This window comes from Silvimonas terrae, assembly GCF_014202765.1.
Taxonomy (GTDB): Bacteria; Pseudomonadota; Gammaproteobacteria; order Burkholderiales; family Chitinibacteraceae; genus Silvimonas; species Silvimonas terrae.
Genome location: NZ_JACHHN010000002.1, coordinates 368401 through 393495 on the forward strand (window position 1 = coordinate 368401; position 25095 = coordinate 393495).

At 57.6% G+C, this 25095-nt stretch carries 26 protein-coding genes; 17 read left to right on the forward strand and 9 right to left on the reverse strand.

Annotated elements, in window-relative coordinates:
• Positions 1–23 precede the first annotated feature (23 nt).
• From HNQ50_RS05905 to HNQ50_RS05940, 8 genes are all read left to right on the forward strand, one after another.
• Positions 24–818: a thymidylate synthase gene (locus HNQ50_RS05905; protein WP_184098563.1), complete on the forward strand. Its 795-nt coding sequence runs from the start codon at positions 24–26 to the stop codon at positions 816–818.
• Positions 819–944: 126 nt separating this feature from the next.
• A complete protein-coding gene (locus HNQ50_RS05910) occupies positions 945–1967 on the forward strand; it encodes an adenosine deaminase (protein ID WP_184098565.1) in 1023 nt (340 codons plus the stop codon).
• A 185-nt stretch (positions 1968–2152) separates the two neighbouring features.
• Complete coding sequence (locus tag HNQ50_RS05915; RefSeq protein ID WP_184098567.1) at positions 2153–2851, forward strand: FadR/GntR family transcriptional regulator; 699 nt, start codon at positions 2153–2155, stop codon at positions 2849–2851.
• Positions 2848–3747 (forward strand): 2-dehydro-3-deoxygalactonokinase, encoded by a 900-nt coding sequence (locus HNQ50_RS05920; RefSeq protein WP_184098568.1) that lies wholly within the window; start codon positions 2848–2850, stop codon positions 3745–3747. The genes HNQ50_RS05915 and HNQ50_RS05920 overlap by 4 nt, the downstream gene beginning before the upstream one ends.
• Positions 3731–4348, forward strand: a complete 618-nt coding sequence (locus HNQ50_RS05925; protein WP_184098570.1) for a 2-dehydro-3-deoxy-6-phosphogalactonate aldolase — start codon at positions 3731–3733, stop codon at positions 4346–4348. The genes HNQ50_RS05920 and HNQ50_RS05925 overlap by 17 nt, the downstream gene beginning before the upstream one ends.
• Complete coding sequence (gene dgoD / locus HNQ50_RS05930) at positions 4345–5493, forward strand: galactonate dehydratase (RefSeq protein ID WP_184098572.1); 1149 nt, start codon at positions 4345–4347, stop codon at positions 5491–5493. Before HNQ50_RS05925 ends, dgoD begins: the two co-directional genes overlap by 4 nt.
• A gap of 133 nt (positions 5494–5626) precedes the next feature.
• Complete coding sequence (locus HNQ50_RS05935; RefSeq protein ID WP_184098574.1) at positions 5627–6919, forward strand: MFS transporter; 1293 nt, start codon at positions 5627–5629, stop codon at positions 6917–6919.
• Between the two features lie 104 nt (positions 6920–7023).
• On the forward strand, positions 7024–7749 hold the full coding sequence (locus tag HNQ50_RS05940) for an oligogalacturonate-specific porin KdgM family protein (RefSeq protein WP_184098576.1): 726 nt from the start codon (positions 7024–7026) through the stop codon (positions 7747–7749).
• Positions 7750–7812: 63 nt separating this feature from the next.
• On the opposite strand, the gene HNQ50_RS05945 is transcribed toward HNQ50_RS05940, so the two are convergent.
• Positions 7813–9000, reverse strand: a complete 1188-nt coding sequence (locus HNQ50_RS05945) for an AGE family epimerase/isomerase (RefSeq protein ID WP_184098578.1) — start codon at positions 8998–9000, stop codon at positions 7813–7815.
• 266 nt (positions 9001–9266) lie between these two features.
• Here HNQ50_RS05945 and HNQ50_RS05950 point away from each other — a divergent pair, with 266 nt between their 5' ends.
• A complete protein-coding gene (locus HNQ50_RS05950; protein ID WP_184098580.1) occupies positions 9267–9683 on the forward strand; it encodes a DUF4124 domain-containing protein in 417 nt (138 codons plus the stop codon).
• A 115-nt stretch (positions 9684–9798) separates the two neighbouring features.
• Here the strand turns inward: HNQ50_RS05950 and HNQ50_RS05955 are convergent, their stop codons facing one another.
• The 3 genes from HNQ50_RS05955 to HNQ50_RS05965 all read right to left on the reverse strand — a co-directional run bounded on the left by HNQ50_RS05955 (position 9799) and on the right by HNQ50_RS05965 (position 11453).
• On the reverse strand, positions 9799–10464 hold the full coding sequence (locus tag HNQ50_RS05955; protein WP_184098582.1) for a YiaD family glycine zipper/OmpA-like lipoprotein: 666 nt from the start codon (positions 10462–10464) through the stop codon (positions 9799–9801).
• Positions 10465–10691: 227 nt separating this feature from the next.
• The gene (locus HNQ50_RS05960; protein WP_184098584.1) at positions 10692–11009 is read right to left on the reverse strand and encodes an RnfH family protein; all 318 of its coding nucleotides are present in this window, start codon (positions 11007–11009) and stop codon (positions 10692–10694) included.
• A 12-nt stretch (positions 11010–11021) separates the two neighbouring features.
• Positions 11022–11453, reverse strand: a complete 432-nt coding sequence (locus tag HNQ50_RS05965) for a type II toxin-antitoxin system RatA family toxin (protein WP_184098586.1) — start codon at positions 11451–11453, stop codon at positions 11022–11024.
• 138 nt (positions 11454–11591) lie between these two features.
• Between HNQ50_RS05965 and dnaB the strand changes: the two genes are divergently transcribed.
• A complete protein-coding gene (gene dnaB, locus HNQ50_RS05970; RefSeq protein WP_184098588.1) occupies positions 11592–13004 on the forward strand; it encodes a replicative DNA helicase in 1413 nt (470 codons plus the stop codon).
• 173 nt (positions 13005–13177) lie between these two features.
• Here the strand turns inward: dnaB and HNQ50_RS05975 are convergent, their stop codons facing one another.
• On the reverse strand, positions 13178–14245 hold the full coding sequence (locus HNQ50_RS05975) for a type II asparaginase (RefSeq protein ID WP_184098590.1): 1068 nt from the start codon (positions 14243–14245) through the stop codon (positions 13178–13180).
• Between the two features lie 236 nt (positions 14246–14481).
• Here HNQ50_RS05975 and HNQ50_RS05980 point away from each other — a divergent pair, with 236 nt between their 5' ends.
• Positions 14482–14844: a cupin domain-containing protein gene (locus tag HNQ50_RS05980; RefSeq protein WP_184098592.1), complete on the forward strand. Its 363-nt coding sequence runs from the start codon at positions 14482–14484 to the stop codon at positions 14842–14844.
• Between the two features lie 106 nt (positions 14845–14950).
• On the opposite strand, the gene HNQ50_RS05985 is transcribed toward HNQ50_RS05980, so the two are convergent.
• The 3 genes from HNQ50_RS05985 to HNQ50_RS05995 all read right to left on the reverse strand — a co-directional run bounded on the left by HNQ50_RS05985 (position 14951) and on the right by HNQ50_RS05995 (position 17680).
• Positions 14951–15268, reverse strand: a complete 318-nt coding sequence (locus HNQ50_RS05985) for a hypothetical protein (protein ID WP_184098594.1) — start codon at positions 15266–15268, stop codon at positions 14951–14953.
• Between the two features lie 462 nt (positions 15269–15730).
• Positions 15731–17140, reverse strand: a complete 1410-nt coding sequence (locus HNQ50_RS05990; protein WP_184099133.1) for a PhoH family protein — start codon at positions 17138–17140, stop codon at positions 15731–15733.
• 81 nt (positions 17141–17221) lie between these two features.
• Positions 17222–17680, reverse strand: a complete 459-nt coding sequence (locus tag HNQ50_RS05995; protein WP_184098596.1) for a peroxiredoxin — start codon at positions 17678–17680, stop codon at positions 17222–17224.
• A gap of 232 nt (positions 17681–17912) precedes the next feature.
• On the opposite strand from HNQ50_RS05995, the gene dcd reads away from it, so the two are divergent.
• Positions 17913–18488, forward strand: coding sequence for a dCTP deaminase (gene dcd, locus HNQ50_RS06000; RefSeq protein WP_184098598.1), 576 nt, complete (start codon positions 17913–17915; stop codon positions 18486–18488).
• An 87-nt stretch (positions 18489–18575) separates the two neighbouring features.
• Here dcd and HNQ50_RS06005 read toward each other — a convergent pair whose 3' ends face one another.
• On the reverse strand, positions 18576–19334 hold the full coding sequence (locus tag HNQ50_RS06005; protein ID WP_184098600.1) for a carbonic anhydrase: 759 nt from the start codon (positions 19332–19334) through the stop codon (positions 18576–18578).
• Positions 19335–19458: 124 nt separating this feature from the next.
• Between HNQ50_RS06005 and mgrA the strand changes: the two genes are divergently transcribed.
• The 5 genes from mgrA to HNQ50_RS06030 all read left to right on the forward strand — a co-directional run bounded on the left by mgrA (position 19459) and on the right by HNQ50_RS06030 (position 25051).
• A complete protein-coding gene (gene mgrA, locus HNQ50_RS06010) occupies positions 19459–20502 on the forward strand; it encodes an L-glyceraldehyde 3-phosphate reductase (RefSeq protein WP_184098602.1) in 1044 nt (347 codons plus the stop codon).
• Between the two features lie 42 nt (positions 20503–20544).
• Positions 20545–21546: a hypothetical protein gene (locus HNQ50_RS06015; RefSeq protein ID WP_184098604.1), complete on the forward strand. Its 1002-nt coding sequence runs from the start codon at positions 20545–20547 to the stop codon at positions 21544–21546.
• 11 nt (positions 21547–21557) lie between these two features.
• Positions 21558–23255 carry a single-stranded-DNA-specific exonuclease RecJ gene (gene recJ, locus HNQ50_RS06020; RefSeq protein ID WP_184098606.1) on the forward strand — a complete coding sequence of 566 codons (1698 nt, stop codon included), beginning with the start codon at positions 21558–21560 and terminating at the stop codon, positions 23253–23255.
• Between the two features lie 90 nt (positions 23256–23345).
• Positions 23346–24665, forward strand: a complete 1320-nt coding sequence (locus HNQ50_RS06025; RefSeq protein WP_184098608.1) for a chitinase N-terminal domain-containing protein — start codon at positions 23346–23348, stop codon at positions 24663–24665.
• The gene (locus HNQ50_RS06030) at positions 24662–25051 is read left to right on the forward strand and encodes a gamma-glutamylcyclotransferase family protein (protein ID WP_184098610.1); all 390 of its coding nucleotides are present in this window, start codon (positions 24662–24664) and stop codon (positions 25049–25051) included. Before HNQ50_RS06025 ends, HNQ50_RS06030 begins: the two co-directional genes overlap by 4 nt.
• The last annotated feature ends 44 nt before the right edge of the window (positions 25052–25095 follow it).

Consider the following 25095-nt stretch of genomic DNA (forward strand, 5'->3'; position numbering starts at 1 on the left):
ATTGTTTGCGGAGTTTTTCCTTCATGCGCCAGTACCTTGATTTGCTGCAACACGTGCTCGACCACGGCACACGCAAGGAAGACCGCACCGGCACCGGCACGATCAGCCATTTCGGCGCACAAATGCGTTTTGATCTGGCCGAGGGGTTTCCGCTGGTGACCACCAAGAAAACCCACCTCAAATCGATCATTTACGAATTGCTGTGGTTTTTGCGTGGCGACACCAACGTGAGCTGGCTGCAAGAACACGGCGTCAGCATCTGGGACGAATGGGCGCGCGAGAATGGCGACCTGGGCCCGGTCTATGGTTATCAATGGCGTAGCTGGCCGACTGCGGATGGTCGCCATATTGACCAGATCGCCCAGGTCATCGGGCAGATCAAGAACAACCCGGACTCGCGCCGGCTGATTGTGTCGGCCTGGAATGTGGGCGAGATTGAAAACATGGCGCTGCCGCCGTGTCACGCCTTTTTCCAGTTCTATGTGGTCAATGGCAAGCTCTCTTGCCAGTTGTACCAGCGTTCGGCCGATCTGTTTCTGGGCGTGCCGTTCAACATCGCCTCTTACGCGTTGTTGCTGATGATGGTGGCGCAAGTGTGCGATCTGGAGCCGGGCGAATTTGTCTGGACTGGCGGCGATTGCCACATCTACATGAATCACATGGAACAGGTGAAAACCCAGCTCACGCGTGAGCCACGTGCTTTGCCGACCATGAAGATCAATCCGGCCCGCCGCGACATCCTTAGTTTTGAATACGAAGACTTCACCCTGGAAGGGTACGACCCGCATCCGGCGCTCAAAGGCGCGGTTGCGGTCTGACCGACCTGGCCGCTGGCAAGGCCCGCCTGAGTGCGGGCTTTTTCTTTTGCTGTGGCAGCTATCATTTGAATTGCCCAGCCACCCTGTTTTGATCGCCGGCGTTGTTGCCGGCGCGGAGTTTGCCTTATGAATCCCGTTGCCAATCTGGCTTGTCTGCTGCCCAAAGCGGAGCTTCACCTGCATATTGAAGGCACCCTGGAGCCCGAACTGGCATTTCGCCTTGCCGCACGGCATGGTGTCTCGTTGCCGTATGCGGATGTAGAAGCCCTGCGCGCCGCATATGATTTTTCTGACCTGCAATCATTTCTGGACTTGTATTACGCCGGCGCCAACGTGCTGCGTACCGAGGCCGACTTTTATGACCTGACGCACGCTTATCTGGCACGCGCCCACGCCGACAATCTGCGTCACGTGGAAATCTTCTTTGATCCACAAACCCACACAGAACGCGGTGTGGCATTTGAAGAGGTGCTGGGCGGGATTCGGCGTGCCTTGCTGGAAGCGGAGCGGGAATGGGGCATCAGCTTCAAGGTCATCATGTCGTTCTTGCGCCATCTGTCTGAGGCGGATGCGCTGGCGACGCTGGAAGAAGCGCGCCCCCACCTGCACCGCATTGACGGCATTGGCCTGGATTCCAGCGAAATGGGCCATCCGCCCTCCAAGTTCGCCCGCGTCTTTGCCGAATGCCGCGAACTGGGCCTGCCTGTGGTCGCCCATGCTGGCGAAGAAGGCCCACCCGAATACATTGAAGAAGCGCTCGACCTCTTGCGTGTAAAGCGGATTGACCACGGCGTGCGCGCGCTGGAAAGCGAGGCGCTGATGCAGCGGTTGGTGGATGAGCAAATCCCGCTGACGGTTTGTCCGCTCTCCAACGTCAAGCTCAAGGTGTATGACGATATGTCCATGCACAGCCTGCGCAAGATGCTGGCACGCGGCGTTAAAGTCACGATTAACTCGGATGACCCGGCGTATTTTGGCGGTTATGTAAACGCCAACTTTGTCGCCTGCGTGGAGTCGCTGGGCCTGACTGAGGCGGAAGTTATCAAGCTGGCCCGCAACAGCATTGAAGCCAGCTGGCTGGATAGTGCGCGGCGCGATGCATTGCTGGCCGCCATTGACGACACCGTTGAGGAGTGGCGCGCCCGCTAAGCGCAGCCAGCAACAGCTCAAAAGCCAGGCAAATGCCTGGCTTTTTTCATGTTGGCCACCGCCGATACAGTCACTATCAGGCAAGGCCCTAAAGTGCCCGTGTACTTGACTGGTTCGTACTACAACTTTTCCTCCTCGCACTACGATCACTCCCCATAAAGACGTTCGTACGCTTGAGGAGCAACATGCCAGGACCTGACGCCAGCAAAACGGATCGCATCATCGGGGAGATCGGGCGGCGCATTGTGCAAGGTGAATACCTGCCCGACACACCGCTGCCTACGGAAGCCGATCTGTGCGGGCAATTTCAGACTTCACGCAACCTGATCCGTGAAGCCTTGCGGGTATTGGCGGCAAAGCGACTGGTGGTTACACGGCGGTTCCGGAGTGTGGCGGTGGCAGCGCAGAGCCAATGGAACTATCTGGATCGGGATGTCTTGCGCTGGGCGCTCACCAGTGGCACGACACCGGGCCTGATCGACGCCATGACCGAGGTGCGCAATCTGGTTGAACCCGCCGCAGCGCGCTGGGCCGCGGCGCGTGCCACTTCGGCCGATCTGGCGAAGATGGAGGCGGCACTCAACCAGATGAAAGCACACAACCAGCAATGCGATGCTTTCGGCAAGGCCGACCTGCAATTTCATGACGCCGTGCTTGGTGCCGTGCATAACCCGGTTTTGCAGCAACTGGGCAGCGTACTGGGCGCGCTGCAACAGGTTGTCTTCAGCCAGACCTATATGGGCGATGTTGAAAACATGCCGCGCACCCTGCGTGAGCATCAAAACCTGTATGAGGCGATTCGCCACCAGCACATTGCCGACGCTGAAGCCGCCGCGTTGACGTTGATTGCCAGCGCTACCGCCAGACTGAAGGACGCCCCGTGACTCATGACTATATCGCCCTTGATTGGGGCTCAACCAACCTGCGCGCCTGGCGCTATCAGCAAGGCCGCTGCGTGGATGAATTGCGCGCACCCTCCGGCGTTACCCAACTGGGCCATGAAACCGCGCAGCAGGCCTTTGCCCGTCTGCTCGGGCCGTGGCTGCAACAGCAAGATGTCCCGGTGATCATGGCGGGCATGATAGGCAGTAACGCCGGCTGGATAGAAGCGCCGTATATGGCGTGCCCGGCCCGCTTGCCCGACCTGCGCCAGCACCTGGTCCAGGTGACCCCGGCTTTGCCGGTGCGGGCCTGGATTGTCCCCGGTCTGAGTATCAACCGGGAGGGCCACCAAAACGTGATGCGTGGAGAAGAAACCCAATTGCTGGGCGCCCATGCCATGCAGCCTGCGCAGTATTACCTGCTGCCAGGCACGCATTGCAAATGGGTGCAGATGCAAGCGGACAAGGTGATGGATTTTCAAACCGTGATCACCGGCGAGTTACACCACGTCTTGTTGAAGCACTCCCTGCTCGGCGCGGGGCTGCCTGCGCAAATAGCTGACCCCGGTGCGTTTGCGCTGGGGCTGGAAACGGGGCTTAACGACAGCCATATTCTGGGCCGCCTGTTTCAGGGGCGCGCCGCCCGCGTGCTCGGGCGCTTGCCTGCCAGTGCAGTGGCGGACTGGTTGTCCGGCTTGCTGATCGGCAACGAAGTCGGCCAGATGCAGCAGCAATGGGGCATCCAGCGTACAGAACCTCTTGTCATCGTCGGCAGCCCGGCACTGGCACAGCGCTATCAACAAGCGCTGGCCGCCACCGGCTTGTCGTCCACGCTGGTCGATGGCGATACCGCATTTCAAACCGGAATCAGGAGCATTGTGCATGACCTGGCCTACTAAATTGCCCCTCGTCGCCATTTTGCGTGGCATTACACCGCCGGAAACCGAGGCCCATGTTGAAGCGCTGCTTGATGCCGGCTTTGACGCCATTGAAATCCCGCTCAACTCGCCGGTCTGGGAAATCAGCATTGGCCAGACCGTACGCCAGTTTGGTACCAGAGCGCTGATCGGTGCCGGTACCGCGTTATACGCCGATCAGGTGGCGCGCCTGCACGGATTGGGTGCCCGGCTTGTCGTTACCCCCAACACCAATCCCCAGATCATCCATAGCGCCGTGCAGCACGGCATGTTTGTCTGCGCCGGTTGTGCCACGGCGACAGAAGCCTTTGCCGCGATCGAAGCTGGCGCACAGGTGCTGAAAATCTTCCCGTCGGTCTCGTTTGGGCCGCAATACATCAAAGCCCTCAAAGCGGTTTTGCCACCGCATGTGCCCGTGCTGGCGGTGGGTGGCATTCATCCTGGCAATCTGGCGGACTATTTGCGGGTGGGCTGCACCGGGGCAGGGCTGGGTGGCGATTTGTACCGGGCAGGACAAAGCGCTGAACGCACGCTGGAACTCGCCCGACAATTTGTGGATGCCTACAGGAGTGCCACAGCATGAAGATCACCCGCATCACCACCTACCGCCTGCCGCCGCGCTGGTTGTTCCTCAAGATAGAGACCGACGAGGGTATTGCCGGCTGGGGCGAGCCGGTGATTGAGGGCCGGGCCCGCACCGTAGAAGCGGCCGTCCATGAACTGGCCGAATATGTGATCGGACAAAATCCGGAGCGGATTAACGACCTGTGGCAGACCTTGTATCGCGGCGGGTTTTATCGCGGCGGCCCCATTTTGATGAGTGCCATTTCCGGTATTGATCAAGCTTTGTGGGATATCAAAGGCAAGGCGCTGGGTGTGCCGGTGTATCAATTGCTGGGTGGTCTGGTTCGCGACAAGATCAAGGCGTATAGCTGGGTGGGTGGGGATCGGCCGGCAGACGTGATTGCCGGCATCAAGACCTTGCGTGAAATCGGTTTTGATACCTTCAAGCTCAACGGCTGTGAAGAACTGGGCATCATTGAGAACAGCCGCCAGATCGACGCCGCCGTTGCCACCGTGGCGCACATCCGGGAAGCCTTTGGTAACGGAATCGAGTTCGGGCTGGATTTCCATGGCCGTGTCAGCGCGCCGATGGCCCGGGTGTTGATCAAGGAACTGGAACCCCACCGGCCCTTGTTTATTGAAGAACCGGTTCTGGCAGAACAAGCCGAGTATTACGCTCGCCTCGCCGCACAAACGCATCTGCCTATTGCCGCCGGCGAGCGCATGTTCTCCCGCTTTGAGTTCAAGCGGGTGCTTGCCGAAGGTGGTTTGGCCATTGTGCAGCCGGATTTGTCGCACGCGGGCGGCATTACCGAATGCTACAAGATTGCGGCCATGGCTGAAGCGTATGACGTGGCGATTGCGCCGCATTGTCCGCTTGGCCCCATTGCGCTGGCTTCCTGTCTGCAACTGGATTTCGTCGCCCGCAATGCCGTGTTGCAGGAGCAGAGTATGGGCATTCATTACAACAAAGGCGCGGAACTGCTGGATTACATTCTTAATCCGGAAGATTTCAAAATGGAGGGCGGTTATTTCAAGCCACCAGTCAAACCAGGTCTTGGCGTTGAAATCAATGAAGCTCTGGTGATTGAGCGCAGCAAAAACGCGCCAGACTGGCGCAATCCCCTGTGGCGTTATCCGGATGGCGCAGTTGCCGAGTGGTGAAGAACCCCCGTAGCCGTCTGATCCAGCTTTAAGCAGCTTTAAACGGCATTAAAAATCGCATTAAAAAATGAAGGCGTGCGTCCCCGCCAGGGGAAGTTGCGACCACGTAAAACGTAACTCGGGAATGTCGATAATGCAAAATATACAAAACACGCAAAAACCAACACGGCGGCGCTATCTAACGTTGCTGATGATCTTTGTGACGGTGGTGATCTGCTATGTGGATCGGGCCAATCTGGCCGTGGCCTCTGCGCACATCCAGCAAGAATTCGGAATTTCCCGCGCGCAAATGGGCTATATCTTTTCTGCCTTTGCCTGGACCTACACGCTGTTTCAAATTCCAGGTGGCTGGTTTCTGGATCGGGTTGGCTCAAAGCTGACTTATTTTATTGCCGTATTGGGCTGGTCTATTGCCACTTTGCTGCAAGGGTTTGCGGGTGGTCTGGCATCGCTGATTGGTTTGCGTGCGGTCACCGGCCTGTTTGAGGCGCCGGCATTCCCCACCAACAACCGTATGGTGACCAGCTGGTTTCCGGAACAAGAACGGGCTGGCGCAGTCGGGTTTTATACGTCCGGCCAATTTGTCGGATTGGCGTTCCTGACCCCGCTATTGATCTGGATTCAGGAAAAACTCAGCTGGCATTGGGTATTTATTGTGACTGGGGCCATTGGTATTGTCTGGGCGCTAGTGTGGCACGCCGCCTATCAAGCCCCGCGGCAAAGCCGAGGCATTAACCAGGCAGAACTGGACTACATTGCCGCAGGCGGCGGCATGATTGATGGTGATGCCACCGGCAGCAAAGCGGCCCGGGTTGCGGTGACCGCAGCCGACTGGAAGCTGGTTTTCAACCGCAAACTGATTGGTGTTTATCTGGGGCAGTTTGCCATTGCCTCAACACTCTGGTTTTTTCTGACGTGGTTTCCCAACTACCTGACCCAGGAAAAACATATTAGCGCGCTCACGGCCGGGTTTATGACCACGGTGCCGTTCCTGGCCGCTTTTGTCGGTGTGCTGTTGTCTGGCTTTGTGGCCGATACCATGGTGCGTAAAGGCAAGTCGATCGGCTTTGCCCGCAAGACCCCTATCATTTGTGGCCTGTTATTGTCCTGCTGCGTGGTTGGGGCCAATTTCACCAATGATCCGCTCTGGATCATGGTGCTGATGGCGATTGCCTTCTTTGGTAATGGCTTTGCCTCAATTACATGGTCCCTGGTTTCTTCACTTGCCCCGGTACGTCTGATTGGTTTGACCGGTGGCGTATTCAATTTTGCCGGAGGGCTGGGTGGTATTACGGTGCCGCTGGTAATTGGCTATATCGCCCAGGATTACGGGTTTGCACCTGCATTGATTTATATCTCTGTCGTGGCCCTGATTGGTGCGCTGTCTTATATCTTCCTCGTCGGTGATGTGAAACGCGTGGGTTGATGGCGTATCAGCCAATAACAATAAGCTTGAATGACGCAAATACATTGGGGACACAGCACGGCTTGTTTGATCAAGAAAAATCAACCGTGTTTAAGGAGAAGTTAATGGGCCAGTTTACCCGCAATACCATTCTGGTTGCGTTTGTGGCGATGTCAGTCTCTACCGCTTATGCGTTTGACCTGGATATCCGGGGCGAGTACCGCACTGGCAGCGAACAATATCGTTCTCGCGCCAAAATTGCCAATCAATGGAGCAATAATGTCGGGGCTTCGCTGGAGGCCGGCGTTTTTAACGGGCAGGGGAGCTTGAATAAATTCAAATCGGACTTCAATGAAGTTGAAGGCTGGTATTTATACAAGCCCAATACGGCGGTCGCATTCATTCCCGGCGCAGACTGGACATGGAATACCAGCGGCTCCACGATAAAGCCATTTCTTCGGGTGAATTGGGCTTTTGCCCCCACCTGGCGGGCGGATGTGCGCGCCCGTTATGACCACAATAATTACGACTCGGTAACAAAGTGGCATATGCCTGAGGGCCAGTCATATAGCAGTAGCAATGATCAGTGGCAGTTTGATTTCTGGTTGACCAAGTGGATCGGTGATAAAACCGCTATTGAATATAATTATGCCTGGAACAAGAAAGACGATAGCCAGTTTGTCTACAACAACGGGCATACCACTCAATACCTGCATAACCTGAAGACCAGCTACAAATATATGCCGACGGTGGTGCCGTATTTTGAAGTGGGCTACCTGGGTCATACGGCTGATCTGAATAATGATCAGGACGAGTGGCGTTTGCGTATTGGTACGGTGTTCACTTTCTGAGCGGGCATGCGGACAATAAAAAACCGGGGCGAGTGCCCCGGTTTTCTTTTGCGACCAGATTCCTTAGTCACGAATCACATTGAGCGCTTCATAGCAGGCACCCATGGTGTGGTAGTCCGTCTTGCCGGCGGGTGACTTTTCATCATCCACTTTGCCGTTTTCCGGCGTCAAAATGCGGTACCAGGCGCCGTATTGGTGATCGACAAAGTGGGCCCAGCTATACGCCCAGATGCGCTCATACCATTCCCAGTACTTGGGGTCGCGCGTGCGGTCGGCCAGCAGCGCCGCTGCCGCAAAAGACTCAGCCTGTACCCAGAAGTATTTGTCGCCGTCGTACAGTTTGCCTTGCAGATCGTAACCATAGACCAGCCCACCGTGCTGGTGATCCCAGCCAGACTCCATGGCGCGGTCAAACAACTCACGCGCGCGATCCAGGTGCCATTCGGCTGGCGCGTGCCGATCCAGAATCAGCAAAAGCTTGGCCCACTCGGTCTGGTGACCGGTCTGAAAGCCCCAGGGGCGGAAGATGTTGGTGCGATCGCCCTTGTTGTATTCCAGGTCCGGCGTCCAGTCGGTGCGAAAATGCTCCCACACTTGGCCACCGGTACGGCCCGCCTGAACAATGGTGAAGTTCTTGGCCAGCGTTTTAGCCCGCTCCAGATAACGCGCCTCGCCAGTCGCCTCAAACGCCGCCAGCATGGCTTCGCAGGCGTGCATATTGTCGTTCTGGCCGCGATAATCATCGACCTTCCAGTCGGCGCTGGCTTCGCTGGCGTACATGCCGTGCTCCGGCAACCAGAAGTGTTGCTCCATCAGCTCATAGGTTTCGCCCAGCCATTGCGCCGCATTGGCAATGCCACATCGCACACCGCAGGCATACGCCAGCATGACAAAGGCCAGGCCGTAGCACATATTGGTGGCCTCAAGGACCTGGCCGTCCTTCAATACCCACGCATAGCCACCGGTTTGCGGGTTGCGGTGGACGTTGCGGACAAAGTCGATGCCATGCTGTACGCGTTCTTTGTATTGTGGTTGCTGAAACTGCAACCAGGCCATGGCGTTGTTGAAAACAAACCGGGTAGAGGAGACCAGATGGCGGGTGGATTTGTCGTAAATCGTGCCGTCGTCTTTGTAATAATGATAAAACCCGCCGCTGGCATCGACCGAACGCGGGTCGTAGAACGACAAAGTGTGCTGGATATGGCCCAGCAAAAACTGGCGGCTGCGAAAATCGGGCTGTGCGGTACTCATGTGGTCTCCGTAAGGAAAGGGCAAATACGGACGGCGGAGGAAAGCGGGCGTCCATCGTAAGCCCCATGCGGCCTGGCTGACCTGCCCACTATACTTGCGTCCTTGCAATCAACTCCTGCGGATTTTACAGATGCGTTGCGGGGAGGTCTGTACGGTATCCCCCCACGCTTGCCTCGTGTCAGCAAGAGAGTTAGATTTTGATCATGTAGACAATCCGCGTGGCGTGTTGCCACCGGCAAAACCGTAATCAGGCAGGGAGCAACAATATGCGAAATCTGTTGGCATTGGCCGTGTTGTGCGGATGCGCTGCACTGGCGCAGGCCCAGATCTATAAGTGGAAGGATGCGAACGGGAATACCCAGTATTCGGATACTCCACCACCACCGACCGCCAAGGCGCAGGTGGTAAATGTGAAAGCGGTGCCGGTGACGACAGTTGCCGCTCCCAAAGGTGCCAGCGCTCCTGCCGCTGCCGCGAATAACGTGGCTTCCGGCCCAGCCAAGGTTTCTACGCTGGACCCCACGGCCTGCGCTAATGCGCATAAGCGGCTCGATTTCCTGCAAAACACCACTCGCATTCGTGCCATTAATGAGAAGGGTGAGGTGGAAATGATGGATGCCGACACGAAGCAAGCCGATATTAATACGACGCAAGCGAACATCAAGAAATACTGTGAAGAGTAATTAGGTTGATGCCGGGGGGGCCGGCAAAACAGAAACAGGCGCTTTAAAGCGCCTGTTTCTGTTTTGCCCTACCACCCCGAAGGGTTGGCAGGACTAAACCTGAGTGGTTTAGTGGTTAGTTCGAGACCGCCGTAATCAGCAGTTCTACACGACGATTCAATGCGCGGCCGCTTTCGGTGGCATTGGAAGCGCGCGGTTCATTCATGCCGCGGCCTTCTACTTGCAAGCGCACCGCATTGACCTGATGGCTGGTCAGATAATCACTGACTGACTGGGCACGTCGTTGCGACAGCGCCAGATTGGCATCGGCCTTGCCGACATTGTCGGTATAGCCAACGATGCCGACGGTGGTCTTGCCGTACTGGTTGAGCACGCGGGAGATCTTGTCCAGCGTAGGGGTAAAGCCGCTCTTGAGTACGGCCGAGCCGGTATCAAAACCTGTGGTGGAGGTCATGGTGACCTCGATCTGGCTATCGCTCAGGCGCTGCAGGTTAATATTGCCCGCCTGGATTTCAGGTGCCAGTTGCTTTTGCAGGTCTTTGGCTTGCTTGTCCATATAGGCGCCAATGGCACCACCGGCCAGACCGCCGCCTACTGCGCCGATCAAGGCGCCGCGACCACGGTGGTTCTTGTCGACAGCGGCGCCGATCACGGCACCACCGACCGAGCCAATCAATGCCCCGGTTTCTGTGTTGTTCATACTGCGCTTGTCACCAAGGTCGTTGGCACAAGCTGGAAGCAAAAGAGCGCTGATCAGCGCGGGAATGACGATTTTACGCATGCGGTTCTCCGGTACGGGCGGATGTTGTATGGAATGAGTCGGGTAGGTCAGCGAGATTATGTCCTGGTCAGCGTGCAACGCCGCTGTGCGCTAATCACATTCACCAGGGCAAAAAATCAGAATGCGGGGCTTGACTACGAATCAGGCTGGGCGTAGTCCGGCACCAGAGGCCTGAGGCAAAACGGGAAGGGCGCCCGGCATTGCGCCGGAGGCGCTCACACGCAGGTTTATTCTTCGGCGTTGCCGCCGCCCTTTTTCATGACCTTGCCTTCGGCCGCGCGCTGGCGGCGCACTTCTTTGGGGTCGGCAATCAGCGGGCGATAAATTTCCACGCGATCTTTCTCGCGCAGCACGGTGTCTGGTTTGACGGCCTTGGCAAAGATTCCCAGTTTGTTTACGGCGAGATCAATCTCCGGAAACTCCGCCAGAATGCCGGAGCGGCGCACGGCTTCTTCTGCCGTGGTGCCTTCGGGCACTTTCACGCTCAACAGCTTTTGTTTGTCACGGGTGGCGTAAACCACTTCAACAACGATGTCATGGCTCATGCGGGCTGCCTTCTAGTCGTAAAGCTTGTCGGCGCGCGCAATAAACGCATCGACAAAGGTATTGGTGATTCTGGCAAAAACCGGGCCGATGACGGCTTCCAGCATCCGGTTGGAGAATTCGTAATCCAGCGCAAACTCGATCTTGCAGGCGTCTTCATCCAGTGCGGTAAACGTCCATAGTCCGTGCAGGGCCTTGAACGGACCGTCAACGAACTGCATATCGATCTGCGTAAACGGGGTTTTTTCGTCACGGGTGCGAAAGAAGGTTTTGACCTTCATGAACTCAATCCGTACCGTGACATCCAGGATCGTATCGGTGTGTTCGTGCACTTCCACGCCGCCGCACCACGGCAGGAATTTCGGATAGTCTTCAACGCCGTCAACCAGGTTGAACATGCGTTCAGCGCTGTGCGGAACCAGCAAGGATTTTCGTATGCACTGCATGTCTATTGCGGCGTAAACTATCGGGCTTCTTGCGGGAAACAGTTCCCGCGACGCGACCACCCGTTTTGTTTGCACCGGTTGTGTGTAGTTGGAAACCGAAGCAGCAAACTGCAAACCAGAAGAACGGCGATTTACAAAATGACCGAGCATCCTACCGCCCCCGTCCCTGACACGCAACTTGACAGCCTGCGCTTGCCGCCTCACTCCGTAGAGGCAGAGCAATCGGTGCTGGGTGGCCTGTTGCTGGACAACCCTTCGTTTGACCGCATTGCCGACATTCTGGGCGAGAAGGACTTTTACCGCGAAGACCATCGCCGGATTTTTCAGCATATTGTCCGGCTGATTGAACACAATCGCCCGGCTGACGTGATTACCGTCGCTGAGTCGATGGATAACAACAACGAACTCAGTTACGTCGGTGGCCTGTCTTATCTGGGGGCGCTGGCCCAAAACACACCGTCAGCCGCCAATATCCGCCGCTATGGCGAGATCGTGCGGGAAAAATCAGTGATGCGGCAACTGGCCAGCGTCGCCAACGAAATTGCCGATGCCGCCTACAGCCCCAGCGGCCGCGAAGCCAGTGAACTGCTGGATGAAGCCGAATCCAAAGTCTTCCAGATTGCCGAGCAATCGGCCAAGGGGCAGCAGGGGTTTATCTCCATGCCGCCTATCCTGAAAGAAATTGTCGAGAAAATTGACTATCTCTACCGCCAGGACAATGCCTCTGAAATTACCGGGGTGGCGTCGGGCTTTGTCGACCTGGACAAGATGACCTCCGGCCTGCAAGGCGGTGACCTGGTGATCGTGGCCGGGCGACCTTCCATGGGCAAGACGGCATTCTCGGTCAACATCGCCGAGTATGTGGGTACCGAACTGAAATTGCCGGTCGCGATCTTCTCTATGGAAATGGGGGCAGCGCAGCTGGGTATGCGGATGGTGGGCTCCATTGGCAAGATTGACCTGCACAAGCTCAAGACCGGCCGGTTTGAAGATGAAGACTGGACCAAGCTGACCTACGCCATCAACAAGCTCTCGGAAGCCCCTATCTTCATTGAAGAAACCGGTGCCCTGAGCGCGCTGGATATCCGCACGCGTTGCCGCCGTCTGGCACGACAGCATGGGCAGCTGGGCTTGATTGTTATCGACTACTTGCAGCTGATGTCGGGCCGGGCCGGCGCCAAAGACCAGAACCGTGCTACCGAACTGGGTGAAATATCCCGTTCGCTCAAGGGCCTGGCTAAAGAGCTCAAATGCCCGTTGATTGCACTGTCGCAGCTGTCACGGTCAGTCGAACAGCGGACCGACAAACGCCCAATGATGTCTGACTTGCGCGAATCGGGCGCCATTGAACAGGATGCGGACATCATCATGTTCATGTACCGGGATGAATACTACAACCCGGATTCCCAGTTCAAAGGCCTGGCGGAGTGCATCGTCGGTAAACACCGTAACGGCCCGACCGGCAAGGTGCCGCTGGTCTTTACCGGCAAATATTCGCGCTTTGATAACGCGCTGGTGAAGCCGGAAGGCTGGAGCGGGGATCTGGAGTAACGGACCGAGGCTCCTCCGGCCTGTAGCCCGGATGAAGCGTAGCGAGAACCCGGGGTGGCTGCCCTGGCTCAGATCGCCCCCCGGATTGCCGCCTTCGGCTTTATTCGGGCCATGGACTGACCCAAAAACAAAGACCGATGGCTTTGCCACCGGTCTTTGTCATTATGGCGTGCTCAATACGTATAGAACATGCGCTGGATTTCTTTGGTGTCTTTGGTTTTGGTCAGCGCCAGCATCAGCAAAATGCGCGCCTTTTGTGGGTTAAGCGTGTCGGAGACCACAAAGTCGGTCTTGTCGTCATCGTTCTCGCCATTACGCAGGGTAGGGCCATTGCCGACACGGGATGAGCGCAGGATAAACACGCCTTGCTGGCGCAGTTCTGTCAGACGGGCCCGTACCGGCGTCGCCAGGCTACCATCACCCGTGCCGGCGTAAACGATGCCAACGTCGCCAGCTGCGACAAACGCGTCAATCGCCAGCGTGTTGGCGTTGGCAGAGCCATAGGCAATATCCACCGCTGGCAGGTGTTCCAGTCGGGAAACATCAAATTCGGTATCGGCCGTGTGCTTTTTGGTGGTGGCGCGGTAGTACTGCGGTTTGCCGCTGACGATATAGCCCAGATCACCCAGTTCTGGCGAGCGGAAGGTGTTGGCGAGCATGGTGTTGGTCTTGGTGACGTCACGCGCGCCCAGGATTTCGTCATTCATGGCCACCAATACGCCACGGTTCACAGAGTCCGGGCTGCCGGCGACGGCAACCGCGTTATACAAGTTGATGGGGCCATCGGCACTGATCGCGGTGGAAGGGCGCATGGAACCCACAATCACCACCGGTTTTTTGCTTTTTACCGTCAAATTGAGAAAATAAGCCGTTTCCTCAATGGTGTCGGTGCCGTGGGTGATGACGATGCCGTCTACATCGCTTTGCTTGAGTAGCGCGTTCACCCGTTTGGCCAGCGTCAGCCAGTTTTCGTTGGTCATGTTTTCAGAGGCGATCTGAAATACCTGTTCGCCGGACACATTGGCAACCTGTTTGAGTTCAGGCACGGCTTCGATCAGTTTTTCCACGCCCACCTTGGCGGCGGTGTAGCCCACGGTGGTGGTGCTGGTAGCGCCGGTTCCGGCGATGGTGCCGCCGGTGGCGAGGATGACCACATGGGGCAGTTTGTCGGCGGCCCAGGTGGCGGCAGCACTGCAGGTGATGGCAACGAACAGGGCGCGTTGGAACAGCTTGGTCAGCATATGACTCTCCAGACAATGTTTTTGGTCGTAAAACAACGAAACCTGTTCCCGGCAGGAGTTGGCGCGTTTTAAACGCCAAAGCCAGCACATGGGAAAGATTTGTCATGGCATAAAAAGCATGATCCGTGCCCCTTGCTGACGACATTGCTGAAAGTACTGTCAGGGATTTCGGTAATACCACCCATGTGGCGCAGTGAAATGGATGCGCTCAAGTCAATGATTGATAAGGAATAACAATGAAAGTGATCGCCTTTTCCAGCCAGCACCCGCAAGCCGCCGTTGACTACCCGCGCCCGGAACGGTTGGTGTCCGGCAACCCGCAGCGCACCACCTGGCTGCACTATGAGAATGCATTGAACGGGTTTTCGAGCGGAATATGGGCGTCTGAGGTGGGGAGTTGGCGCATTGAATTTGGCCCGCATGAAGAAGAATTCTTCAGCATCATTGAAGGCCGAGCACGGGTTTACGATGAGGCAGGCGCGTTTGCAGAGGTGGGGCCGGGCGAGGCGCTGGTGATTCCCGCCGGTTTCAAGGGCCGCTTTGAGGTTGTCGAGCCGGTAAAGAAGTATTTTGCGATCTACGAAAAGACCGCAAACTGAGGCGCAAAGTTGAAAGAGCCAGTTTGACAGCTATAAGAAAAGGCCCGTATGAACGGGCCTTTTCTTTCAACACAGTGTGGTGTTGAGCCTGACGCGCCAGACCACCTTAGTGGGTTGCGCTCTGGCGCTGCTGCTTTTCCACGACCAGTGCGTTATACGGGGCAAACAGATAGAACGGCGCAAACAGAAGCTTCCAGCCATGCATGGTGCTCTTGACGGTGAAATGCACTTCTTCAGCGTCCGTATCAAAAACGAGAGGCGGGGTTTTGCCCCAGTCAAGCTGTGCCTGCAGCACATGGCGGCCCGGGGGCAACGGTGCGCTAAGGCAATGGCCGGGCGCCGTGTGGCCCAGCGGGTGTCCATCAAGCAACATGCGCGGCTGTCGGCCCAGCGCGCCCTGACGATGAATCTTGATCGTTGGCATTGATCCTCCATCTTGTAGTTGTAACAGTTGCCCACCCGGCTACCCAGTATTGTTCCTTCCACTGGTCCCTCCCCGCGGCGTGTCCTGGCAACCGGACAGGGCACAGCGTACACGTCGGTATGTTGACCCGCCAGCCCCCAATATGCTTGCCGTAGCAAATAAAATGACGTGTTTGTTGGGATAGAGACTGATACCACTTGACCGTCCGTCAGGTCTATTCGGTGCGTGAGCAAAGCTGTCACGGAACTGAAAAGATGCTGTGTATCCGCCCATGAAAACGAATTCAATTCCGGTTTCGTGCCGTCAAACAGTGGCTTGCACTGCGCTGAGGCCAATATTGGCAACTTGAGCGTGTGGTCACGGGCTGCATATCAGCCTGGCATGCAGACCACTTGTGGCGTCGTGACCACAAAAAAAGCGGGCCGCAGGGCCCGCTTTACTGGTTGAGAAGACGGAGGATCGTTAGAGCGTTTCTGCCGCGTAATCCGCCAGCCGCGAACGCTCGCCCCGTTGCAGCGTAATGTGGCCGGAGTGCGACCAGGACTTGAAGCGGTCGACCACATAAGTCAGCCCGGAAGAACCCTCGGTGAGGTAGGGCGTATCAATCTGGCTGATATTGCCCAGACACACCACCTTGGTGCCCGGACCGGCGCGGGTGATCAGGGTCTTCATCTGCTTGGGTGTGAGGTTCTGCGCTTCATCGATGATCAAAAACTTGTTCAGGAAGGTACGGCCGCGCATGAAATTGAGAGATTTCACCTTGATGCGGCTGCGAATCAGGTCACGCGTGGCGGCACGGCCCCAGTCGCCCGCTTCCGCGTCGGTCTGGTTGAGTACATCCAGGTTGTCTTCCAGCGCACCCATCCACGGCTGCATCTTTTCTTCCTCCGTGCCAGGCAAGAAGCCGATGTCTTCACCCACCGGCACCGTGACCCGCGTCATGATGATTTCGGAGTAAATCTTGGATTCCAGCGTTTGCACCAGCCCAGCCGCCAGGGTCAGCAAGGTTTTACCCGTGCCGGCCTGCCCCAGCAGCGAGACAAAATCCACATCCGGATTCATCAGCATGTTCAGCGCAAAGTTCTGCTCGCGATTGCGGGCGGTCACACCCCAGATAGCGTTTTTCTGGTGCGAGTAGTCTTTCAGACTCTCGATCTTGGCGGCTTTGCCTTCCAGCTCCACCACGCGTGCCGCCATCGGGCGCTCGCCTTGCTGGAACAACAGCTGGTTGGGGTAGAGGTCAATGACTTCCGGGCCTTTCAGGCGCCAGTAGCTGCGGCCACCTTCCTGCCAGCTCTCCAGATCCTTGCCGTTTTTCTCCCAGAAGGTCTGATCAATCTCGCGCATGCCGGTATACAGCAGGTCGGTATCTTCCAGTACCTTGTCATTGAAGTAGTCTTCTGCGGCCAGACCCAACGCGCGCGCCTTGATGCGCATGTTGATGTCTTTGGAGACCAGTATGACCTGGCGCTTGGGCTGCATCTGTTGCAGGTGGTGAACCACGCCCAGAATCTGGTTATCCGCCTTGCCCATGGGCAATTGCGACGGCAGAACGCTGGTGATGGCCTCTGTCTGCAAGAACAGCCGGCCAGAGGCCTGGCCCTTGCTGGCGTCTTCCAGCGACACGCCGGCGTGCAGATCTTCCTCCCGGCCGGCAATCAGTTCCTCAATAAAGCGGCTGGTTTGACGGGCGTTGCGTGCAACTTCCGTCATGCCTTTCTTGTTCCCGTCCAGCTCTTCCAGCGTCATCATCGGCAAGAAGAGGTCATGTTCCTCAAACCGGAAGATCGACGTGGGATCGTGCATCATCACGTTGGTATCCAGCACGAACAGCTTCGTTTCCTGGGTTTTCTTCGTTTTGCGGGCGGCCATCGGGCTCTCCTTGTAGACGGGCGGATCAATACGCATGGGCGACACCAACAAAAAAGCCTGCGCGCGGCAGGCTTTCCCCCTTTATTTCAGGCCCTGCACGACGCTGAGCACTGCTTCAACGTGGCCGGGCACCTTCACCCCGCGCCACTCGTGGACCACCTTGCCCTCCTTGTCGATGACAAAAGTGCTGCGTTCCACACCGCGCACCTGTTTACCGTACATGTTCTTCATTTTCATGACGCCAAATGCGGCGCAGGCGGTCTCATCCGGGTCGGAAACGAGCTCGAACGGGAAGGCCATTTTGGCTTTGAAATTCTCGTGGGATTTGATGCTGTCGCGGCTGATGCCAAAGACTTTGGCGCCAGCGGCGGCAAAGTCGGCGTGTTTGTCGCGAAAGTCGGAGCCTTCTACCGTGCAGCCAGGGGTGCTGTCTTTGGGGTAAAAGTAGAGCACAAAGGCTTCGCCCTTGAGTGAGGCCGGATTGAAAGTCGCACCACCCGTCATGGGCAACTCTAAAGACGGGCAGGATTCATTGAGCATCTGTATTCTCCGTTGTTTTTCGGGATGCTTGCCCTTCTGACTTCATTTTGGTCAATGCAATCACAAGCGGCAAGTAAGAACAATCGTGTTTTGCAAAAATGCCGCAGGCGCTGTCATGCGCGGACAGCTTCTCAAAATACGCCGCGTTTGCGGGCGCGCAAGTACGTCGACCACACGCGCCAGTCAGGTGCAGTTACAATAACCCCCATTTTGTGTAGATGGTGTGACAACGATGAGTATCAAGTCCGATAGATGGATCCGCCGCATGGCCGAAGAGCATCAGATGATCGAGCCTTATGTGGCAGGCCAGGTCAAAGTGGTGAATGGCGAGCGCATCGTGTCGTATGGCACCTCCAGCTACGGTTACGACATCCGCTGCGCCGATGAATTCAAGGTGTTTACCAACCTGAATTCCACGATTGTCGACCCCAAGAATTTTGACGAGAACAGCTTTGTCGATGTCTCTGGCAAAGGCTATTGCATCATTCCGCCCAATTCGTTTGCGCTGGCCCGCACGGTGGAATACTTCCGCATTCCGCGCAATGTGCTGACGGTGTGCCTTGGCAAGTCCACCTATGCGCGTTGCGGCATTATCGTCAACGTGACGCCGTTTGAGCCGGAATGGGAAGGCTACGTGACGCTGGAGTTCTCCAACACCACGCCGCTGCCGGCCAAAATTTACGCCAACGAAGGTGTGGCGCAGGTCCTGTTCCTTGAGGCTGACGAAGACGACGTGTGCGAAACCAGTTACCGCGATCGCGGCGGCAAGTATCAAGGTCAGGTTGGCGTTACGCTGCCCAAAACCTGAGCCGGGTTTATCCCCATGATATCCCATGAAAAAAGACCGCCCTGGGCGGTCTTTTTTATTGTCTGGCGTCTGGCAGATTACTCCAGATCACTCCGGATCGACTTCCAGAATTTCCCGCCCGTTCAAAGGTTGAACCGGGCGCTGATTGTGATCGTAAAACTGTTGCAGCTTCTCCAGTTGCGCCTTGCTGATCTTCACCGGCTGCTTGAGTTCAACCCAGGTCACCCCTTCGGAACAGGGCGGTGTGGTCAGCGAACCAGAGTACGTGTAGTACCCGGAATTGGCGGGCAGTAATGCCGCCGGGTCGATCTGGATGCTATTGATCAGCCGCTCTGCGCCATGTTCTTGCGGCATCAGGTCTTCCAGTGTTTGCAGTACCGGGTTGCTTTCATCGGCCAGCTCAAACTGGACGGCCACGACCAGCAACTTGCCTTGGGCAGAGGCATGCACCAGATGCATATCCAGTGGGGACGACTTGCCGGCAAAGCGCTCCTCGCCCGGGGAGTGAAAATGGAACTGCTGCAACTTGTAGCTGGTGTCGCCCAGCGTCACGCTGTCTTTGTCCGGCGCAGCGACAAACTGCATGGCATGCCCGGTGTTCAAGAGATGCACCGGCAATGGCCCGTAATTGAACTGGATACGCGGTGTATTCACAGGTGCCTTGCGGGCGTTGGTGATATCAATGGGGGATTCGGCGCGGCCTTGCTCGCACAGATGAAAGTCCTGGCTTAAATGCCCCCAACTGGCGGGGCCTTCTGCGCCTTCATACGTCCAGTGCGGAGATGCTGCGGTGACCAGGCTGGCGGCGCTGGCCAGCAGAAGGGCTAGAATGGATTTTTTCAACATGTGCGGCTCTACTTGCTATCAGGATGAGGGCGCGCATTTTGCCCTGATTTGTATAGGCAGTTATCCGTATCAATCAAGTTTCTATTGTTATATTTGCCAATGCAATCAATTTAAGGAAAACCTCATGACTTATCAGGCGGCTGGATCACGCTATGACAAGATGGTGTACCGCACCTGCGGTAAAAGCGGCCTTAAACTGCCGGCCTTGTCGCTGGGTTTGTGGCATAACTTTGGCGGCACGACGTCGCTGGAGCACCAACGCACGTTGCTGCGCACGGCATTTGATCTGGGCATTACCCACTTTGACCTTGCCAATAACTACGGGCCGCCTTATGGCAGTGCGGAAAGCAATTTCGGTACCTTGTTCCGGCAGGATTTCAAACCCTACCGCGATGAGTTGATCATCTCCAGCAAGGCCGGTTGGGATATGTGGCCGGGGCCATATGGGCAGGGCGGTGGTTCGCGCAAGTATGTGCTGGCCAGTCTGGATCAGAGCCTTGCGCGGCTGGGGCTGGATTACGTGGACATTTTCTATTCCCACCGTTTTGATCCCGATACCCCGCTGGAAGAAACCGCAGGCGCGCTGGCGACAGCGGTGGCGCAGGGCAAGGCTTTATACGTGGGGATTTCTTCGTACTCGCCCAATAAAACCAGGGAGATGGCGGCCTTGTTGCGGGAGTGGAAAATCCCGCTACTGATCCATCAGCCGTCGTACAACATGCTCAATCGCTGGGTAGAGCATGGTTTGCTTGATGCGGTGGCGGATGAAGGTGCAGGTTGCATTGCGTTTACGCCGCTGGCGCAAGGACTGTTGACGGACAAGTACCTCAATGGCATTCCAGAGCATGCGCGCGTCAACAATCCTGGCGGCGGTTCGCTGCAAAAGTCCCATCTCAATGAAGAGAATATTGCCCGGGTGCGCGCGCTTAACGAGATTGCCCAGCGGCGCGGTCAGAGCCTGGCGCAAATGGCACTGGCCTGGGTTCTGCGTGACCAGCGTGTCACCACCGCGTTGATTGGTGCCAGCACCCCCGCGCAAATCAAGGAAAACGTCGCCGCGCTGGGCAAGCTGGATTTCACCGAGGCAGAACTCACAGAAATTGACCGCTACGCCGTCGAGGCTGGCATTAATTTGTGGGAAAAACCCGCCACGGATCAGCGCCCCTGATCCACGGCAGAGCCGCGCGCATGGCATGCTAGAATCGCTGCCATGCGCTATCACCTTGTCATTCCTCACAGCATCTGGCCGGATGCTGATCTGCAAACGCAAATGATCTCTGACCTCAAGCTGCCCGCGCTGGGCCAGATGCTGGGGCGTGGCCGGCGTATGCCTGCGCGCCCGCAATCCTGGCATGACTGGCTGGCAGAACGCTTTGAAGTGCCGGGCCTGCCCGCCGCGCCGCTGACGCTGGGGATGGATCACCCCGACGCCGAACCCGGTTACTGGTTGCGGGCAGATCCGGTGCATTTGCATGTCGGCCGGGATCAGTTGTCGCTGCAAGATGGTCATAGTTTCCCGATCAGCCAGGCGGATGCCGACGGACTCGTGCGCGCGCTCAATGGCTTATTCCAGGAAGACGGTTTTCACTTTGTGGCGGCCACCCCGCAACACTGGTATCTGCGCGTACCGCAGGACCCGCAACTGGTCTGTGCGCCGGTGGATGTAGTCAACGGCCGCAATATTGATCCGTTTTTGCCCAAAGGGCCGGATGCGCTGAACTGGCACCGGGCGCTCAACGAAATCCAGATGCTGTTTTATACGCACCCGGTCAACGATGCGCGTGAGGCGCGCGGCGAGCCCGCGATCAGCTCAGTCTGGCTGTGGGGCGGCGGCACATGGCCACTCGCGCATCCGCCGGTACTCCCGGCCAGCCGCATCTTGACCAATGATGTGCTGGTGCAAGCACTGGGCATCGCCGCCCGTACGCGTTTTGATGCATTACCCGCGCGAGTACAAGACCTGCCTGCGCAAGACGCGATGATTGTGCTTGATGCGTTGGGCACAGAGTTGATCGCCAACGATCCGCAAGGCTGGCGGAACGCCTGGCAACAGCTGGAGGCCGAGTGGTTTGCGCCGTTACTGGCCGACCTCAAGGCCGGGCGCATTGACAGTCTGGCGTTCTCCTTGCCGGAAACCGGCCTTGCGGTTGAAGTCGATCCCGGCATGCGCTGGAAATTCTGGCAAGGCGCACGCCTGCCGTGGCAGTTGTAATGCAAGCAAACATGAATACCACCAACCCGCATATCCAGTCCCGCACGGTTTCCGCTCAACTGGAAACCCGTTTGCGCAACGCCGGTTACTCCGCGCTGGAAGCGCGTTTGTATGCCGCGCGGGGCATTGGTGATGAACATGAACTGGAATACGACCTGACCCGGCTGATCCCCTGGTCGCAACTGAAAGGCGCGGCAGAAGCCGCCGTGCGCCTGGCTGACGCTATTGCTCGCCAGGAACGCATTTTGATCGTGGCCGATTACGATGCGGATGGGGCAACGGCCTGCGCCATCGGCATGAAAGGGCTGTCGCTGCTGGGCGCGACCATTGGTTTTGTGGTGCCTAACCGCTTTGAATACGGTTATGGCTTGACGCCAGAGATTGTGGAACTGGCGGCCGCACAGTCGCCAGACTTGATCCTTACCGTGGACAACGGTATTGCCAGCGTCGCCGGGGTGGCAGCCGCCAAAGCACGCGGTATTGATGTCTTGATTACCGATCACCACCTGCCTGGCGATCAGTTGCCGGATGCCTTGATCGTCAATCCCAATCAACCGGGCTGTGACTTTCCATCCAAAAATCTCGCCGGCTGCGGCGTGATGTTTTATGTCCTGATGGCGCTACGCGCCCAGATGCGGGAACGCGGTGCATTTGCCGACAAACCGGAACCCAACCTGGGCCAGTTGCTGGATCTGGTGGCGCTGGGCACGGTGGCCGACGTGGTCAAGCTGGACGCCAATAACCGCATCCTGGTGGAACACGGCCTCAAGCGCATGCGCAGCGGCAAGGCCAGTGCTGGTGTCCTGGCGCTGTTTAACGCCGCCGGGCGCAATCCGCAGCGGGCCAGTTGTTTTGACCTGGGGTTTACGCTGGGGCCGCGCCTGAATGCGGCGGGCCGGCTGGACGATATGAGCCTGGGTATTGCCTGTCTGCTGGCCGGTTCTGAGCAAGCCGCTTTGCCATTGGCCAGTGAACTGGACCAGATGAACCGTGCGCGGCGCGACATTGAAGCCGGCATGCGCGATGAGGCTGAGATTATTCTTGCCAGCGTCAATGTGGCGGATAGCTGGAGCATCTGTCTGTATCGCGCGGACTGGCATCAGGGCGTGGTCGGGATTGTGGCTTCAAGGGTGAAAGAACAATTTCACCGGCCAACATTGGTGTTTGCCGATGGCGGCGAAGGGGAAATCAAAGGCTCCGGCCGATCCATCCCCGGCTTGCATCTGCGTGACGCACTGGACCTTGTCTCCAAGCGTCATGAAGGACTGATCCTGAAGTTTGGCGGGCATGCCATGGCTGCGGGCCTTAGCCTGCGCACGGAAGATTTTGCGCGCTTTCAGCAGGCCTTTGAGGCCGTATGTCGTGAGTTGATGCCGGCTACCGCGCTGGAACGCATTATCGAAACGGATGGCGCCTTGCCGCAGGAAAGCTACAACATGGATGTGGTGGCGCGGCTGGACCATCAGGTGTGGGGCCAGGGTTTTCCGGCGCCGAAATTTCATGACGAATTCCGGGTGCTGGAGCAGCGCGTGGTGGGTGAGCGGCACCTCAAGGTCAAACTGGCGACACGTTTTGGCATGGTGCTGGACGGGATTCGCTTTGGCAGCCCGCAACCCTTGCCGGATAAAGTGACCGCCGTGTTTTCCATCAGCATCAATGAGTTTCGCGGTGAGCGCATCTTGCAGCTACAACTGGAACATTGCGAATAACACGTGTAAGCGCCAGTTCATTTCTCGGGAGGCAGTGCATTGACCTTGCAGCGGTGGATGTTCTCGGTTTTGTGTGCCCTTTGGCTCTGCATGGCGCACGCCACGCTGATGACGCCGCAGGAAGCTGCCGCCAGTGGTGACCGCGCCTGCAAGCCGGCCGCAGGCGGCATGCTGGATTGCATTGACGTAGATGCGCCGGCTGCTGCGCCGGCGAACGATGCCTCGATACAACCGCTGCCGGCCATGCAGTACCCGGGGGAGTCCATTCCCGCGCCGACCGTGGAACCGCCCATCAAACCCGCTCTGGACGATGTGCCCGCCACTTTGCCGGGCAATCAACTGACGCTGGGTTGGGATATCAACTTCGGCACCACCGCCCAATACTGGGAAATCTGGGATAACGGCCAATTGCGGGCGCGTACGCAAAGCTTTACCCAGCGCACGCTGCTCACCAGCAAAGACAGCGCGGCCAAGGCGATTTCCGTGCAAAGCGGCGTCTACACGCTGACTGATCTGGCCCCGGGTCGCCATGAAATCCAGATCAAGCTCTGCAACACCGGCACCCGGGGGGAACCGGTATGTACGCCGCTGGCCATCAATACCTGGGTGGGTGGGGACAAAGGCGACGGCAAGCCCTCTGCGCCGGAAATCGAGTGGTTGCCCTCATTCACCACGGGTGAGCCCGTCAAGATTACCTGGCATTTGTGGTGGGGTACGCCGGGGCATTACTGGCAGGTGCTGGACGACAAGAAAGTCTTGTATGAGTCGAGTGCGTTTGGTGAAGATTCCGCCCATAGCCAGATGGGCGAAACCACGCTCAACGGCTTGTCTCCGGGCAAACATAATCTAAGCGTGCGGCTGTGTAGCAAGCTGGCTTGTACACCCAGCGATATGTTCACCGTGGAAGTCGTCAGCACCCAACCGTCTGGCACCGTGCCGCAACTGGCGCTGGGTGCGACTACGGCTGATTCATACATCCTGGCGTGGTCTTTGCCTGTGGCCGCCGCGCCCAATGCACCGTTGCGCTGGCAATTGGTGGATGCGGATAGCAACGTGGGCTTTGGCGACGTGCAAAAACGCGCCGTACAGTGCAATCAGGGGGTGGAAGAGTCAGTTCAGACCGTGACCAGCACGCGTAGCTATTGTGGCAAGGTACGCATCCTGCGTACGGAGTCCCCGGCAAGGATGGCGGTCCAGGTGTGTTTTGACGATGATGACTGCCGCCTGAGTGCGCCGCTGCCGTTGGCTGAGATAGCAGCCCAAGCTGCGACACAACCAGCACCCGCCATGATCAGCAAGACGGCCTCTGAACCCGCTGCGGAAGCGGCGCCCCCAGTCGCCACACCGGCAGATGCCGACAGCAAGCCCTTTGATCTGCCCGATAACTTGACCCGCACGCCATCACGATGACTCATGCAACCGCCGCGCCTGATGATGGCTACGTATTTGTCTATGGCACCCTTAAACAGGGCTGTCGCAACCACCACTGGATGCGTGGCACGCCATGTCTGGGCGCAGCGCGCACGGTGCATCACTATGCGCTGTATCTGGAGCAGCGCATCCCGTTCCTGTTCAAGCATGAAGCCCGTTATCCGGTCAGCGGCGAACTGTACCAGGTCGACGCCGGGCAACTGGCGCATCTGGATGTGCTGGAGCGTCACCCGGAGTGGTACACGCGGGAGCGCATTGCAGTGCATGCGCCGGATGGCACGCAGGTATTGGCATGGGCGTATTTTTGCCCCGCACCCGTGGGGACGCTGCTTGCAGAAGGGCTCTATGTAGAGTCGCCGGATTGAGCGACGCCCGGCGTCGCCCTCAATCAAAAGCCGCCTCTACGGGC